Annotated in this window: 14 protein-coding genes; 7 read left to right on the top strand and 7 right to left on the bottom strand. The window is 71.6% G+C overall.

The window, feature by feature from the left end:
• Positions 1-10: 10 nt before the first annotated feature.
• Both DEI96_RS01620 and mgrA read right to left on the bottom strand, forming a co-directional pair.
• A complete protein-coding gene (locus DEI96_RS01620; RefSeq protein ID WP_111024571.1) occupies positions 11-1252 on the bottom strand; it encodes an MFS transporter in 1242 nt (413 codons plus the stop codon).
• 449 nt (positions 1253-1701) lie between these two features.
• Positions 1702-2745 carry an L-glyceraldehyde 3-phosphate reductase gene (mgrA, locus tag DEI96_RS01615; RefSeq protein ID WP_111024570.1) on the bottom strand — a complete coding sequence of 348 codons (1044 nt, stop codon included), beginning with the start codon at positions 2743-2745 and terminating at the stop codon, positions 1702-1704.
• A 90-nt stretch (positions 2746-2835) separates the two neighbouring features.
• Here mgrA and DEI96_RS01610 point away from each other — a divergent pair, with 90 nt between their 5' ends.
• From DEI96_RS01610 to soxR, 3 genes are read left to right on the top strand one after another with little or no spacing between them, the layout of a single operon-like run.
• Entirely contained in the window at positions 2836-3291 is a 456-nt protein-coding gene (locus tag DEI96_RS01610) for an iron chaperone (protein WP_196783353.1), read from the top strand.
• A gap of 2 nt (positions 3292-3293) precedes the next feature.
• Positions 3294-4337, top strand: a complete 1044-nt coding sequence (locus DEI96_RS01605; protein ID WP_258372955.1) for a YdcF family protein — start codon at positions 3294-3296, stop codon at positions 4335-4337.
• Between the two features lie 10 nt (positions 4338-4347).
• Positions 4348-4896, top strand: a complete 549-nt coding sequence (gene soxR, locus DEI96_RS01600) for a redox-sensitive transcriptional activator SoxR (RefSeq protein WP_258372954.1) — start codon at positions 4348-4350, stop codon at positions 4894-4896.
• Here the strand turns inward: soxR and DEI96_RS01595 are convergent.
• Complete coding sequence (locus DEI96_RS01595) at positions 4893-5333, bottom strand: MarR family winged helix-turn-helix transcriptional regulator (RefSeq protein ID WP_216852147.1); 441 nt, start codon at positions 5331-5333, stop codon at positions 4893-4895. The two genes, soxR and DEI96_RS01595, sit on opposite strands and share 4 nt — an antisense overlap.
• 46 nt (positions 5334-5379) lie before the next feature.
• Between DEI96_RS01595 and DEI96_RS01590 the strand changes: the two genes are divergently transcribed.
• Positions 5380-6624 (top strand): multidrug effflux MFS transporter, encoded by a 1245-nt coding sequence (locus DEI96_RS01590; RefSeq protein ID WP_111024569.1) that lies wholly within the window; start codon positions 5380-5382, stop codon positions 6622-6624.
• Positions 6625-6747: 123 nt separating this feature from the next.
• On the opposite strand, the gene DEI96_RS01585 is transcribed toward DEI96_RS01590, so the two are convergent.
• Positions 6748-7455 (bottom strand): phosphatase PAP2 family protein, encoded by a 708-nt coding sequence (locus tag DEI96_RS01585; protein ID WP_071404807.1) that lies wholly within the window; start codon positions 7453-7455, stop codon positions 6748-6750.
• A 98-nt stretch (positions 7456-7553) separates the two neighbouring features.
• Between DEI96_RS01585 and poxB the strand changes: the two genes are divergently transcribed.
• Complete coding sequence (poxB, locus tag DEI96_RS01580; protein WP_111024567.1) at positions 7554-9278, top strand: ubiquinone-dependent pyruvate dehydrogenase; 1725 nt, start codon at positions 7554-7556, stop codon at positions 9276-9278.
• 66 nt (positions 9279-9344) lie between these two features.
• Here the strand turns inward: poxB and DEI96_RS01575 are convergent, their stop codons facing one another.
• Positions 9345-10028 carry an SDR family NAD(P)-dependent oxidoreductase gene (locus tag DEI96_RS01575; protein ID WP_111024566.1) on the bottom strand — a complete coding sequence of 228 codons (684 nt, stop codon included), beginning with the start codon at positions 10026-10028 and terminating at the stop codon, positions 9345-9347.
• Between the two features lie 101 nt (positions 10029-10129).
• On the opposite strand from DEI96_RS01575, the gene DEI96_RS01570 reads away from it, so the two are divergent.
• Entirely contained in the window at positions 10130-10972 is an 843-nt protein-coding gene (locus DEI96_RS01570) for a helix-turn-helix transcriptional regulator (protein ID WP_111024565.1), read from the top strand.
• Between the two features lie 45 nt (positions 10973-11017).
• Here DEI96_RS01570 and DEI96_RS01565 read toward each other — a convergent pair whose 3' ends face one another.
• Together DEI96_RS01565 and DEI96_RS01560 are read right to left on the bottom strand one after the other, a co-directional pair.
• A complete protein-coding gene (locus DEI96_RS01565) occupies positions 11018-11965 on the bottom strand; it encodes a hypothetical protein (protein WP_111024564.1) in 948 nt (315 codons plus the stop codon).
• Positions 11962-12312, bottom strand: a complete 351-nt coding sequence (locus tag DEI96_RS01560; RefSeq protein WP_220039141.1) for a PadR family transcriptional regulator — start codon at positions 12310-12312, stop codon at positions 11962-11964. Before DEI96_RS01560 ends, DEI96_RS01565 begins: the two co-directional genes overlap by 4 nt.
• Before the next feature lie 211 nt (positions 12313-12523).
• Between DEI96_RS01560 and DEI96_RS01555 the strand changes: the two genes are divergently transcribed.
• Positions 12524-14059, top strand: a complete 1536-nt coding sequence (locus tag DEI96_RS01555; protein ID WP_111024563.1) for a putative Ig domain-containing protein — start codon at positions 12524-12526, stop codon at positions 14057-14059.
• The last annotated feature ends 179 nt before the right edge of the window (positions 14060-14238 follow it).

Here is a 14238-nt window from a genome sequence, read left to right as displayed (position 1 = left end):
ACGTTCGCGGTCAGGCGGTCACGACCCGGCGCGGGAGCAGCAGGTTGCCGACCGCGGCGACCACGACGATCGCGGCGGAGACCGCCGGCAGCAGCATCGCGGCGGCGGTGCCGTGGTGCTCGGCGACGTCACCTGTGATCGCGGAGGCGATCGACTGGCCGACGATGACGGCGGACCCGAGGATCGTCATGGTGGTGGCGGACCGGCCGACCGGTGAGCGGTCGGAACCGAGGCTGTACTGGGCGACCAGGGTCGGCCCGATCCCGATGCCCATGATCGCGAGGATGACGCCCGCGGCGACGACGGAGTCGGCGCTGGCGAACGCGATCGCACCGGCGAGGAGCACGACGCCGAACACGAGCCAGCGCCAGCCAAGGCCGAAGGCCCGCGGGAACGCTGCCGACCCGAGCGCCAACCCGGCGGAACCGATGCCCATCAGGCCGTAGAGCAGGCCGGCCTGCGAGGCTTCGCCGTGGGTCTCCATGAACGCCGTCAGCGAGGTGAGCGTCGAGCCGAAGAACAGCCCGATGCCGAGGATGCCGACGACCACGACGACGAGCCGCGGACGCAGGAGCTGCCGTGCGGGTGCCTGCGTCGACTCCGCGTGCTGGCCGACCACGAGCTTGCCGGTCGGGTGCAGCGCGAACGCCGTCACGAACACGAACGTCAGGACCGAGGCGCCGGCGACGGCCACCCACGGGGCGATCGCGCTGGCGAGGATGCCGACCAGGAACGGGCCGATGATGAACACGGTCTCGTCGGCGGCGGACTCGTAGGCCATGGTGCCGCTGAGGGTCTTCTCGCGCCGCGGCGGGGCCATCCGCTGCCGGATGATCGCGACGAGCCGCGTGCGGGACATCGGGGCGACCTGCGGGGCCGAGGCGCCGATGCAGAACGCGACCGCGAGGACGGCGAGGTCGGGCGCGGTGCCGCTGACGACGAACGGGAAGAACCCGAGCAGCGCCGCGTTCACCAGGCCGACGGGGACGAGCACCGCACGCTGGCCGTAGCGGTCGGCCGCGGCGCCGACCATCGGGCCGAAGATCGCGGAGCCGATGCCGACGGCGGCGGAGTTGATGCCGCCGAGGGCGACGGAGTCACGGGCGGCGACGACGAGGGTCAGGACGCCGACCACCATCATCGCGAACGGGAGCCGGGCGATGAACGCCACGGGGAAGTACCAGCGGCCGGCGAGGGAGACGAGTGAGCGGTCCGGAGCGGGCGGGGCGTCGGTTGAGCGGGTCTGGAGCATCGGGGTTGTGCCTTCTCGGCCCGCCCGGTTCGGTGGCGGCGGACCCATCGGGTGCCGCCGTTGTCCGCCGGGATGCCGGCGGCCGGTAGATACACACTGCGTGTTGTCGAACGCTGTCGATGGTACCAACCGGCCGCCGCGCCCCGGAGGAGTTCGCTCCGGGCGCCGTCCCGGCGGTCAGCCGCGGTGCGGTCACAGACCGTCGCCTGCGGCGCCGCCAGCCGACAGGTCGTGACCGGTCGGCGCGCGACCCGCGACGAGTCGTGACCGGCCCCCGCGGACCGGCCGCGCGACGAAACGCGACCGGACGACGGACGGGAGGCGCGTGGCGGAGGGCCCCGCGCCTCCCGTCCGCCGTGCCGCACGCCCAGGGCCCCGCACCGGTCAGGACACCCCGTCGGCCGTCCGCGGTGCGGTCGCAGACCGTCGCCTGCGGCGTGGGGCTCGGGTCAGGAGACCTCGCCCGCGCGGGCTCCCGCCCACAGGTCGACGTCCGTGATGCCGACGGAGTGCTCGTCGATGACGCGGAGCTCCTCGTCGGTGAACGACGTGTTCGACAGCGCGGCGACGTTGTCCTCGAGCTGCGACACCCGGGACGCACCGATGACGAGTGAGGTCACCCGCTCGTCGCGGAGCGCCCACGCGAGGGCGAGCTGCGCGAGGGACTGTCCGCGGGCGGCCGCGACGTCGTTCAGGGCGCGGAGGTGCTCGACGACCTCGGGCGTGATGCTCGACGCGTCGAGGGACTTGCCCGCTGCCGCGCGGGAGTCCTCGGGCACGCCGTTCAGGTACTTGCCGGTCAGGAGCCCCTGCGCCAGCGCGGTGAAGCCGATCACGCCGAAGCCGAGCTCACCGGCGGCGTCGAGCAGCCCCTCGGTCTCGATCCAGCGGTTGAGCATCGAGTACGAGGGCTGGTGGATCAGGAGCGGGGTGCCGAGGTCGCGGAGGATCTCCGCTGCCTGCCGGCTGCGCTCGGCGTCGTACGACGAGATGCCGACGTACAGCGCCTTGCCCTGCTGGACCGCGGTGTGCAGGGCGCCCATCGTCTCCTCGAGCGGGGTCGAGGCGTCGAGACGGTGCGAGTAGAAGACGTCGACGTAGTCCAGGCCCGTGCGCTGCAGCGACTGGTCGAGCGAGGCGAGCACGTACTTGCGCGAGCCGCCGCCCTGCCCGTACGGCCCCGGCCACATGTCCCAGCCGGCCTTCGTCGAGATGACCATCTCGTCGCGGTAGGGCCCGAAGTCCTCGCGCATCAGGCGGCCGAAGTTCACCTCGGCGGCACCGTACGGCGGGCCGTAGTTGTTCGCGAGGTCGTGGTGGGTGATCCCGAGGTCGAACGCCCGGCGGCTGATGGCACGCTGGTTCTCGAAGGGCATGTCGTCCCCGAAGTTGTGCCAGTACCCCAGGGAGAGCAGCGGCAGGTCGAGGCCCGAGCGGCCGGTCCGGCGGTACGTCATCGAGTCGTAGCGGTCGTCACTGGCGATGTAGGTCATGGGACGAGCCTGGCACTCGATCGGGCCCGGGCCTCGCATGCTTCGCTTCGCGGACCCATGATGGGTGCACGAGACCACGAGGAGACGACGATGGCACGGACGACGAAGACCGAGACCACCTTCACCGACGAGGAGCGCGCGGCGATGCAGGAGCACGCCGCCGAGGTCAAGCGTGCTCGCGGCACGAAGGGCACCAAGGCCGAGAAGGCAGCGGCCGACGCCGCTGCGGTCGAGGCGAAGATCGCCGAGATGCCCCAGCCGGACCGCGGTCTGGCAGAGCGCATCCACCGCATCGCGCTCGAGGTCGCACCCGAGCTCGCGCCGAAGCTCTGGTACGGCATGCCCGCCTACGCGCGGGACGGCAAGGCGGTGTTCTTCTTCCAGGACGCCGCGAAGTTCAAGGCCCGCTACGCGACGCTCGGGTTCCAGGACTCGGCCGCGCTCGACGACGGCACGTTCTGGCCGACGTCGTGGGCGATCAGCCCCGAGTTCTCCGAGGCCGACGAGGCACGGGTGGCCGACCTGATCCGTCGCGCGGTCGGCTGACGGTGCTCGGGCTGGGCGCCGCTCCCGTCTTCGCCCTGCTGTTCCTGGTGCTGTACGTCCTGGGGCGGCGACGGGACCCGCGGATGCTCCGCAACGGGGTGTTCCTGACGGCGGCCGTGCTGTTCGGGCTCGGGACGGTCGTGGCCGTGCTGACCAGGGTGGTCCCCGGGTTCAGCCTGCTCGTCGCCGTGGTGCTGCTGCTCGTGCCGCTGGCCGTGGTGGTGCTCGGCGTCGCCCTGGTCGCGAACGGCCTGCAGATGCTCCGGGCCGAGGGCCGCAGCGTCGGCAACCTGCTGTCGCTCGCCGCCGGCGTGGCGGTGTTCGTGCTGCCGGCGATCGCCATCGCCCTGCTCGTCTCCGGCAGCGGCGAGGGCTTCACACTGTGGGACGGCACGAAGATCGCGGTCGCCGTCCTGATGGTGTTCGTCTGCGGGTACTTCGCGCTGTCGCTGGTCGCGTTCGCCCTGTACTCCGTGGTCTACGGGCGGACGCGGCACGGCATCGTCCCCGACACGATCGTGGTCCTCGGCTCCGGGCTCGTGCACGGCGAGGTCCCACCCCTGCTGCAGAGCCGGCTCGACCGGGCGCTCGGCGTCTACCGGGCCGAACGGGCAGCCGGACGCCGACCGCTCCTCGTGCCGTCCGGCGGACAGGGCGACGACGAACCCCGCCCCGAGGGGACCGCGATGGCCGAGTACCTGGTGGCGCACGGTGCCGACGCGGACGACGTCGTCGCGGAGACCGCGTCGCGGAACACCCGCGAGAACCTGCGGTTCTCGCGGGACGTGCAGACGGCCGCCGGCCGGGACGGCCAGATGGTCGTGGTCACGAACAACTACCACGTGCTGCGGGCGGCGACCCTGGCCCGCCGCCTCGATCTGCCCGCTCAGGTCGTCGGCGCCCGCACGGCGGCGTACTACGTCCCGAGTGCGTTCCTGCGGGAGTTCGCTGCGGTGATCGTCGAGCACCGCTGGCTCAACGTGGTCGCCTGCACGCCGTTCGTGCTGTTCACCGGGTTCCTGCTCTGGGAGTCGTTCCAGCAGTAGGATCTCCACCATGGTCGAGATCCCGGCGCCGCGGCCGACCGACCTGCTGCCCATCGGCGAGATCGTCCGCCGCACCGGCGTCGCAGCCTCGGCCCTGCACTTCTACGAGCGCAAGGGCCTGATCCACCCGGAGCGCACTGACGGCGGCACACGGATGTACCCGCGGCACGTCGAACGGCGGATCGCGATCATCCAGGTGGCCAAACGCCTCGGCATCCCGCTCAGCGAGGTCGCCGAGCAGTTCGAGGCCCTGCCCGCCGACCGCATGCCCTCGCTGCGCGACTGGAACCGGTTGAACGAACGGTGGCGCGCACGGCTGCGGGCCCGCCAGCTCGAGCTCAAGCGCCTGCAGCAGGAGATGACGCAGTGCATCGGCTGCGGGTGCGTCTCGCTCGGGGCCTGCTCGGTCGTGAACCCGGGCGACACCCTGGGCGACGAGGGGCACGGTGCGCGTCGCCTGCTGCCGATCCAGGACGATGCGGCCGACGATGCCGACACCGCTGCCGACCGCGCCGACGACCACGCCGCCGCCGCCGCCGCCGAGGACGCTGTCGCCTAGCCCGCGCGCAGTCCGTCGTCGATCCGCTGCAGCAGCTCCAGCGCCTCGACCGCACCCCGCTCGTCGCCACCGAGGGCCGTGCGGAGCTTGCCGGACCAGTGCCGGTAGAGCCGGTCGACGCTCTCCTGGGCCAGGGCGGTCGAGTGCAGCTGCACGGTCCGGGCGTCCGCCGGGTCCTGGCGCCGCTCGACCATGCCCTTCGCCACGAGCGACCGGAGCGCGACGCTGAGGTTGCTGCGCTGCAGGGCGGTCGCCTCGGCGGTGGCACTGGGCGAGGTGCCGGGGTTGCGGTTGATCCACCGCATCACGAGCGCCTCGGTGCCGGTCAGCGGCACGATGTCGAGGGTCTCCGAGCCGTGCGGGTCGATGTCACGCGCGATCCGGAGCAGGACGTCCGCGAACTCGGCGAGGACGTGGTCGGACACGGCGGAGTGCATGACCGTACTGTACCGATCTCCGGCGATGAGTTATGCTTTCATAACAATGACCACGGACACCGGAACCATCCGCGCGACGATCGCGACACCCACGACCAAGCAGCAGGGCATTACGACCGCGCTGCTCCTGGTGCTCGGCCTGCTCAGTGCCGTCGCCCCCTTCGCCACCGACCTCTACCTGCCGGCGTTCCCGCAGATGACCACCGAGCTCGGGGCGAGCGCCACCGCCGTCCAGCTCACCCTCACCGCGTTCCTGGTGGGCGTGACCGCGGGCCAGCTCGTGTTCGGTCCGCTGTCCGACCGGTTCGGCCGCGTGCCGCCGCTCATCGCCGGTGCCGCGGTGTGCGTGCTCGCGAGCATCGCCGCGGTGCTCGCGCCGAACATCGGCGTGCTCATCGCGGCCCGCCTGCTGCAGGGCCTCGGCGGTGCGGCCGGCATGGTGATCAGCCGTGCGGTCATCTCCGACCTGGCGACCGGCAAGTCCGCCGCCCGTGCGTTCTCGCTCATGATGATCGTCGGCGGGGTCGCCCCGGTCGTCGCACCGCTGCTCGGCGGCCTGCTCACCGGTCCGATCGGCTGGCGCGGCCTGCTCTCGATCGTGCTCGGCCTGTCGGTCGTCATGCTCATCGCGGTCCTCGCCGTGATCCGCGAGACCCACCTGAAGGAACACCGCGACGCCCTGCGCGAGGAACGCCGTGGCTCCGGCTCGGCACTGCGTGCCCTGCGCTCCCGCACGTTCCTCGGGTACACCGCCGTGTTCGGCTTCGCGTTCGCCGTGATGATGGCCTACATCTCCGCGTCGCCGTTCCTCTACCAGGACATGATCGGCTTCGGCACGGTCGGCTACGGCCTGGCCTTCGGGCTGAACGCCCTGGCACTGATGGGCGTCAGCATCCTGTCCGCCAAGCTCACCGCGACCCGTTCGGTCACGGGCGTGCTGTCGCTCGGCATCGTGCTGGTGCTCGCCTCGACCGTGGCGTTCGCGCTGCTCGTCGTCTCCGGGGCGCCGGTCATCTGGCTCGCCGTGCCGCTGTTCACCGCGGTGGGCTCGCTCGGTCTGGTGCTCGGCAACGCCACGGCACTCGCCCTCGGTGCCGTGCCCTCGGCCGCCGGTAGCGCCTCGGCCGTGCTCGGTGCCCTGCAGTTCGGGCTCGCGGCGCTCGTGTCCCCGCTCGTCAGCATCGGCGGCTCGGACACCGCGGCGCCGCTGGCGATCGTGATGCTCGCCGCCGCCGTGGTGGCCGTCGTGGCGCTGCTCGCGGCGCGCGGCCGGACCAGCACGCTCAGCTGACCCGGAACGGCACCGCCCGCTGACCCGGAACGACACTGTCGACGTCGTACGACATCGACAGTGTCGTTCCGCGTCGACCAGACCACCTGCGACCGCCCCAGCCCCGGCCCGACCAGCCCGGCGTCAGCCCCGCCCCGGCCGCAGGAACGGCACCCGCGGCATGAGCCAGTCGACCCACACCACCCGCACCCCCGGCGCCACGGCGAGCGCCCACAGGATCGAGGCAGCGGCGTCGGTCGGGTAGTGCACCGCGTCGATCGACACCGCGAAGAACACGATCACGATGGCCACGACCCCGAGCGTCAGCGCCAGTCGGTGCCACCGGGTCTCGCGGAGCAGCCAGATCAGGGCGATGACGAACGCCGTGATGTAGACCGTGTGTCCGCTGGGGTACCCGGGGTCGGGCTGCACGGGGAACGGGTGCGGCAGCACGGCGACGTCGGGCCGGGCGCGGTGCACGATCTCCTTCACGATCGCGGACGGAACCCAGGTGATCGCGATGGTGCCGCCGAACGCCAGGGCCGGTCGCAGGTCTCGCGTGCGCCACCAGATCACGGCGACGACGACGACCGTGATCCCGATCGCCGGCGCCGGACTGATCACGTGGTAGACCGCCGTGCTGAACGCCCCGATGAACCCGGTGTGCAGCGCGTTGAGGGCCTTGGACAGCCCCAGGTCCACGGTGCCGAGGGTGAACCCGACGATGGTGATGACGACGACCGCGATGACGGCGATCGCCACCGACACGAGCGGGTACGGCGAGCGCTCGAGGATCCCGTACGCGGCGGGCTCCCGTCGGCGGGGACGGAGGAGCGGCGCGTCGTCGGTCATCCCGCCATCGTCGCAGTCCGACCCCGGCATCCCAGGGCGAGTGAGCCTCACAAAACTCCGAAAGCGTTCAGCGCGGCGGTCGGGAGTAGACAGGACGCATGCCAACCGTTGCCGAGAACATCGTCGCCACCCTCCGCGCCAACGACATCCACCGGGTCTACGGCCTGCCCGGGGACTCCCTGAACGGCTTCACCGACGCCCTGCGCAAGGACGGCACGATGCGGTGGGAGCACGTCCGTCACGAGGAGGCGGCCGCGTTCGCCGCCTCTGCCGAGGCCGCCCTGACCGGTGACCTGACCGTCTGCGCCGGCAGCTGCGGGCCCGGCAACCTGCACCTGATCAACGGCCTGTACGACGCGAACCGTTCGCGGGTGCCGGTGCTGGCGATCGCCGCCCACATCCCCACGGCCGAGATCGGCTCCGGCTACTTCCAGGAGACGCACCCGCAGGAGCTGTTCCGCGAGTGCTCCGTCTACGTCGAGTACGTCGCCGACCCCGTCCAGATGCCCCGCCTGCTCGAGATCGCGATGCGCGAGGCGATCGAGAAGCGCGGCGTCGCCGTGCTCGTGATCCCGGGCGACGTGCTGCTCGCCGAGGCGAAGGACGACCGTGCCACCCGCATCGAGCGGGCCACCCCGCGCATCGTGCCGAGCGAGGCCGAGCTGCAGCGCACCGCCGACCTGCTGAACGGTGCCGACCGGATCACGATCCTGGCCGGAGCCGGCGTCGCGGACGCCCACGACGAGGTCGTCGCCCTGGCCGAGCGGCTGCAGGCCCCGATCGTGCACGCACTGCGCGGCAAGGAGTACATCGAGTACGACAACCCGTACGACGTCGGCATGACGGGGCTGCTCGGCTTCGCCTCCGGGTACCGCGCGATGGAGGACGCCGACGTGGTGCTCATGCTCGGCACGGACTTCCCGTACCAGCAGTTCTTCCCGGCCAAGGCGAAGCACGTGCAGGTCGACATCCGCGGCTCGCAGCTCGGCCGGCGGCACCCCGTCGACATCGGGCTGGTCGGCACCGTCAAGGACACCGCCCTCGCGCTCATCCCGCTGCTGACCGGCTCGCACCCGACGAAGCACCTCGAGGACTCGCTCAAGCACTACCGGAAGACCCGCGAGAAGCTCGACGACCTGGCGGTCCCCGCCGGGAAGAAGAAGCCCCTGCACCCGCAGTACGTCGCCCGGGTGCTCGACCAGCTCGCCGCCGAGGACGCCGTCTTCATCCCCGACGTCGGCTCCCCCGTTGTCTGGGCCTCGCGCTACCTCACGATGAACGGCAAGCGCCGGCTGATCGGCTCGTTCGTGCACGGCACGATGGCGAACGCCGTCCCGCAGGCGATCGGTGCGCAGACGGCGTTCCCGGACCGGCAGGTGATCGCCCTGGCCGGTGACGGCGGGCTGACGATGCTCCTCGGTGAGCTCATCACGATCGTGCAGAACAAGCTGCCGGTGAAGATCGTCGTGTTCGACAACTCGTCGCTCAACTTCGTCGAGCTCGAGATGAAGGCCGCCGGCTTCGTGAACTACGGCACCGAGCTGCAGAACCCGGACTTCGCCGCCGTCGCCGAGGCGATCGGCATCAAGGGCTTCCACGTCGACGTGTCCGACGACTTCGAGGACGCGATGGCCGCCGCGCTCGCGCACGACGGCCCCGCACTCGTGTCGGTCCGCGCGAACCGCCAGGAGCTCTCCATGCCCCCGGCGGTCACGCTCGAGCAGGCGAAGGGCTTCACGCTCTACGCCATCCGCACGGTGCTGTCGGGTCGCGGCGACGAGCTGCTGGACCTCGCGTCCACCAACGCGCGGCAGCTGCTGTAGACGCGAGCGGACGACGGCCTGGAGGCGCGGTGCCAGCTGGCACCGCGCCTCCAGGCCGTCTCTTCGTCACCACCCGAGCGTCTGGCCGTCCTCCAGGAACACGCCGGTGGGGCCCTCCGGGCCCGCGCTCGCGGCGGCCGCGATCGTCGCGGCGCTGACCTCGACGGGGCGACCGTGCGGATTCGGCATGCCACCGAACTCGGTGGCCGTGTAGCCGGGCTCGATCGCGACGAAGTGCACCTCGGGCACGACGCGTGCGTACTGCACCGTCAGCATCGAGACGGCGGCCTTGGACGCGCCGTAGACCACGGCCGGCACGGTGAACGCGGGCTTCGACGGGTCGTGGGTCGCGGCGAAGGAGCCGAGCGCACTCGACAGGTTCACCACGATCGGGTTCGCGGAGCGACGCAGGAGCGGCAGCGCGGCCTCGGTCGCGCGGATCGTGCCGACGGCGTTCGTGTCGAAGACGGCGAGCGCCTCGGGCCCGCTCTGCCCCCAGACGGCGATGCCGGCGTTGTTGACCAGCACGTCGAGTCCGCCGTTCGCGTTGACGTGGGCGAAGGCGGCGGCGACCGAGTCGTCGTCGCGGACCTCGAGCTGGACGGAGCGGGCGCCGATCTCGGCGGCGACCGCGGCGCCCTGGTCGGCGTCGCGGGCGCCGATCCAGACGGTGTGGCCCGCCTCGACGAGCTGGCGGGCGGTTTCCTTACCGAGGCCGCGGGTGGCCCCGGTGATGAGTGTCGTTGTCATGGGTCCAGCGTCGTGCTCGGCGGCGACCGCAGGGAGTCGACCGGTTGTCGTAGGACCGGCAGGGCCAGGACCCGGTCGACCGTCGCGCGCAGACTGGGGACATGGCGGACACGGACTTCGGGCACACCCTGCGGCGGCTGCGCGACCACGTCTCCCCCGAGGCGGCGGGCGTGGTCGTCGGGTCGCGTCGGCGTGCGACCGGTCTGCGCCGCGAGGAGCTGGCCGGGCTGGCGGGGATCTCCGCCGACTACCTGACCCGGCTCGAGCAGGGACGGGCGACCTCGCCGTCCGCCCAGGTCGTCGAGGCACTCGCGCGGGCGCTGCGGGTCGCCGATGCCGACCGCGAGCTGCTCTACCGGCTCGCCGGCCACGCGGTCCCCGGCGCCGACGTGGTGCCGTCGCGGATCCCGCCGAGCGTGCAGCGACTGCTCGACCGGCTGGCGGACACCCCCGTCGCGGTGCTCGACGCCGCGGGGAACCTGCTCGTCGCCAACGCCCCGTACGACGCACTGATGGGGCCGATCGGCGCGCTGCGCGGGAACGACCGGAACACCGCGTGGCGGCACCTGGTCGGGTCCGGCAGCCGAGCCGTGCACACGCCGGAGGAGCAGGCGGCGTTCGAGGCGAACCTGGTGGCGGGGCTCCGGATGACCGCGGCGCGCTACCCGCTCGACCGCCAGCTGCAGCAGCTCGTGCGGGACCTTCGGGCGGCGAGCCCGCGGTTCGTCGAGCTGTGGGACTCAGGCGCGACCGCGCTCGGCGAAACCGCCCGCCGGAAGGTGATCGACCACCCGGACGTCGGGCTGATCACGCTCGACTGCGACACCCTGGTCGTCGGGCCGGAGGACCTGCGGATCCTGGCGTACACGGCCCAGCCCGGATCGGTGGACGCGGAGCGGCTGGCCCTGGCGATCGTGGTGGGGACGCAGTCGTTGGTGGAGTGAGGCGGGGGTTCGATTTCGGTGTGCCCCGACTCCGACGCGGCCGGACTAGCGAGCGGGCCACACAGGTCTCCGCGGTGGGAGCGCAAGGGAACCACGACTGTGGAGGACGAGCAGGACCAGCCCGAGGGCCACCGGGAGTGCCACCAACTCGACGGACCCGCTCCCGACGTCCATCGCGCGGACTTCGTTCACCGCGAGCGCCCCGACGTACGGGACGAGACTCAGGACGATCGTGAACGCTGTCCGCCACCACCGCATGATCGCGAGAACGACGGCGCTGATCTCGAGCACTGCCGTCCCGTACCAGGCGTAGAGGTTCCCGTCCCACAGGGACCGGCTGTACTGCCACTGTCCGGGATCGCTGACGCTGCAGTAGCTGAGGGCGCCGAGCAGGAACCACCCGACGGCTGCTGCCGCGGTGTGCTGGGAGCGGTGCGGGCGCCCGAGGACCGCGACGACCGCACACGCGCTGAGCAGGAGCAAGGTCGCCCGGTCGACACTCCAGACGCCCGGGTACCGGTTCAGGAGGTACGGCGACACGGTCCCGAGCAGCACGGACACCAGGAGGACGACGCGCCCGACGTTCCACCGGCCGGAGAGCGCAGCGACGAGGGCGATCACCCAGAGCGCCGCGAACACGAAGCCAGTGTCGCGGAAGGGTCCGGCCTGCACCATCGATCCCGGAGCCGGATTGCCGGTGATCCACGGAGCCCAACTCGAGAACAGGAACTCGGCGAGAGCAAGCCCGGTGCCGAGGGTCAGGGCCGCCGTGCTCGCGGGGTTCCGCACATCGGCCACCACGAGCCCGTCGAGCCGCAGGCCCACGCCGTGCTCAGCGATGGCCCGACGTTCCTGGCGGGTCGGACGCTCTCGGCCTTCGCCCTCGGCGACGTCGAGGAGTGTCCCGACGAGCGCGTCGGCGTTCGCGGACCGCCACGCAGCCGGGTACCAGGCGAGCAGTCGCCGGTACCGAGCTTCGAGTTCGGCGCTCATGCTCGGGCCACCTTGCTGGAGATGCTCGACGTGCGCGGCAGACGGGCTCGCACCGCGCGCAGCCTGACCTCCAGTCGCTCGGTCTCCAGCGCCAGCCGCTGTTCGCCCTGGTTGGTGAGGGCGAAGTAGCGCCGGAGACGCCCCCCAACGACTTCGTCTCCGGCACCGGTCACCAGTCCGTCCTGTTCGAGACGTTCCAGTGTCTTGTACAGCGTCGTCACCGGCAGGCTGACGTCGCCCTCCGTGAGCTCGGTGACGGCCTGGATGATGCCGTACCCGTGGAGCCGTCCCCGGGCGAGGGTGGTCATGACCCAGAACGCCGGCTCTCGCAACTCTGCTGTTCGCACGGTGAGACCATATGCCCGAACTGGGAATATTTCCACCTCTCCAGATGAGCGCTGCAACGGGGGCGACGCGATGCCGCTCCCCCACTTCGCGGGTGATGCCCGCCCTGGGGCTCAAAGACGCCTCACAGGTTGGCTACGATCCGAGGGCGCCGGCTTCCGGCGATCGCACTCGTCCGGCCGTTGTCGGACGGCACACCCGAGGGGACAACCCGTGCCACACAGCACCGCAACACTCCGACGCGCATGCGCGATCGGCGCGACGATCGCCGTCATCGGCCTGAGCACCGGCTTCGGGGCGCCGTCTGCCTCGGCGGCAGAACTGCCGGAAGCAGCACCGGCGAGCACGTCGGCAAGTTCGACCGCGGCCCCCACCGAGGACACCGCGCCCGGGACCGGCACGGACCCCGGCACCGGCACCGGCACCGGCACCGGCACCGGCACCGATGAGGAGACCGCAGCAGCGTCGCCCGACGCGACGACTGCTGTCATCCCGGTTCCGGCTGCCGCCGAGGACACGGAGGTGCCCGCGGACGAGACCACCGCGCCCAGCAGCGCTCCGGCCGCCCCGGCGACGTCTGCTCCCGCCGTCACCGACCCCACCGCGACCATCGCCGGGGATGCGACCGTGGGCAGCACCCTCACCGCGACGGGGACGGGCTTCACCGGCACGCTCTCCTACGTGTGGACAGGCGACGGCACCACGCTCCCCGTCACGACCGAGTCCTACCTCGTCCTCCCCTCGGACGCCGGCAAGGTCATCGCCGTCACGATCACGGGCGATGACGACCAGACAGCAACGGCGTCGACCGCTGCAGTGACACAGGCCGCCTCGTTCCCCGAGGTGACCACCGAAGACGAGCCGGTCATGCTGTCCACGACGGCCGGGAAGCGGTTCACCCACACGTTCGCCGCGGACGGGTTCCCGAAGCCGACGTACTCGGTGGAGTACATCTCGCTCGACGACCCGTACGCCGACGAGACCGATCAAGACGAATCCAGTTACCTCCCCTACGGCCTGTCGCTCGACCACTCCACCGGGGTGCTGTCCGGCACCTCTGACTACTCGGGCACGTACGCCTTCCGCATCGTCGCGACCAGCGGCACGACGACCGCTTCGCAGTACGTGAACCTCACGACGGACGCCTCGACACCGCTCGGCGTGCGGGTCACGGCCGAGGACAAGGACACCTTCCTCACCGCGCACTCCACGAGCTGGGTCATCGAGCGCGACGGCACCGTCTGGACCTTCCAGAACGAGACCACCCCCGAGCCCGACGGCGGTTACAGCTCCATGGGCGTGGGCTTCGAGGGTGGGCAGCCGACCATCGACCAGGGCGGCACGCTCCTGGCCGGCGGGAGCCTCGTCGACCGCTTCGGCAACGAGGTCGACGGCGCCGACGGCGACCCGGCACCGTTCACGGTGACGTCCGACCACACCTCCGACGTCATCGTCCCGAACACCGACCCGTGGGCAGGTGCCGAAGTGACGTTCCCGCACGCGTCCACCCATGCCCTGACCGTCGCGTCGAGCAGCTTCGCGACGGCGTTCACGGTGGACGTCCGTCCGACCGCTTCGACGGTGGCGACCCCTGTCACTCCGACGAGCGCCGTCTCCGCCGCCGTCCCGTCCGGCCAGCTGGCCTACACCGGGAGCGACGCGATGCACCTGCTGCCGTGGGCTGCGGGACTCGCGCTGACCGGCGTCGGCGTGATCGCCCTGCAGGCCCGTCGTCGGAAGCGATCCTGACTCGCCACTGATGAACGACCGAGGGGCCCAGCATGCTGGGCCCCTCGGTCGTTCGCTGCGAGCCCGCCTGAACCCTTCGGAGAAGGCCCACAGGTCGCGCCCTTCGCCCTTGTCCGGCTCAGACGCCGTCCATAGGCTCCCGCTGTCAGACGATCGTCTGACTCCAGAACGGGACGAGG

This window comes from Curtobacterium sp. MCLR17_031 (assembly GCF_003234775.2).
GTDB classification, from domain to species: domain Bacteria; phylum Actinomycetota; class Actinomycetes; order Actinomycetales; family Microbacteriaceae; genus Curtobacterium; species Curtobacterium flaccumfaciens.
The sequence above is the reverse complement of the archived record's forward strand: the minus strand, read 5'-3'. Positions and strand labels throughout refer to the sequence as shown.

Excerpts from the sequence above, each read along its gene's own strand:
- DEI96_RS01595 (WP_216852147.1), bottom strand. The coding sequence starts at position 5,333 with ATGCACTCCGCCGTGTCCGACCACGTCCTCGCCGAGTTCGCGGACGTC.
- DEI96_RS01585 (WP_071404807.1), bottom strand. The coding sequence starts at position 7,455 with ATGACCGACGACGCGCCGCTCCTCCGTCCCCGCCGACGGGAGCCCGCC.
- DEI96_RS01610 (WP_196783353.1), top strand. The coding sequence starts at position 2,836 with ATGGCACGGACGACGAAGACCGAGACCACCTTCACCGACGAGGAGCGC.
- DEI96_RS01575 (WP_111024566.1), bottom strand. The coding sequence starts at position 10,028 with ATGACAACGACACTCATCACCGGGGCCACCCGCGGCCTCGGTAAGGAA.
- mgrA (WP_111024570.1), bottom strand. The coding sequence starts at position 2,745 with ATGACCTACATCGCCAGTGACGACCGCTACGACTCGATGACGTACCGC.
- soxR (WP_258372954.1), top strand. The coding sequence starts at position 4,348 with ATGGTCGAGATCCCGGCGCCGCGGCCGACCGACCTGCTGCCCATCGGC.
- DEI96_RS01565 (WP_111024564.1), bottom strand. The coding sequence starts at position 11,965 with ATGAGCGCCGAACTCGAAGCTCGGTACCGGCGACTGCTCGCCTGGTAC.
- DEI96_RS01570 (WP_111024565.1), top strand. The coding sequence starts at position 10,130 with ATGGCGGACACGGACTTCGGGCACACCCTGCGGCGGCTGCGCGACCAC.
- DEI96_RS01620 (WP_111024571.1), bottom strand. The coding sequence starts at position 1,252 with ATGCTCCAGACCCGCTCAACCGACGCCCCGCCCGCTCCGGACCGCTCA.
- DEI96_RS01590 (WP_111024569.1), top strand. The coding sequence starts at position 5,380 with ATGACCACGGACACCGGAACCATCCGCGCGACGATCGCGACACCCACG.
- poxB (WP_111024567.1), top strand. The coding sequence starts at position 7,554 with ATGCCAACCGTTGCCGAGAACATCGTCGCCACCCTCCGCGCCAACGAC.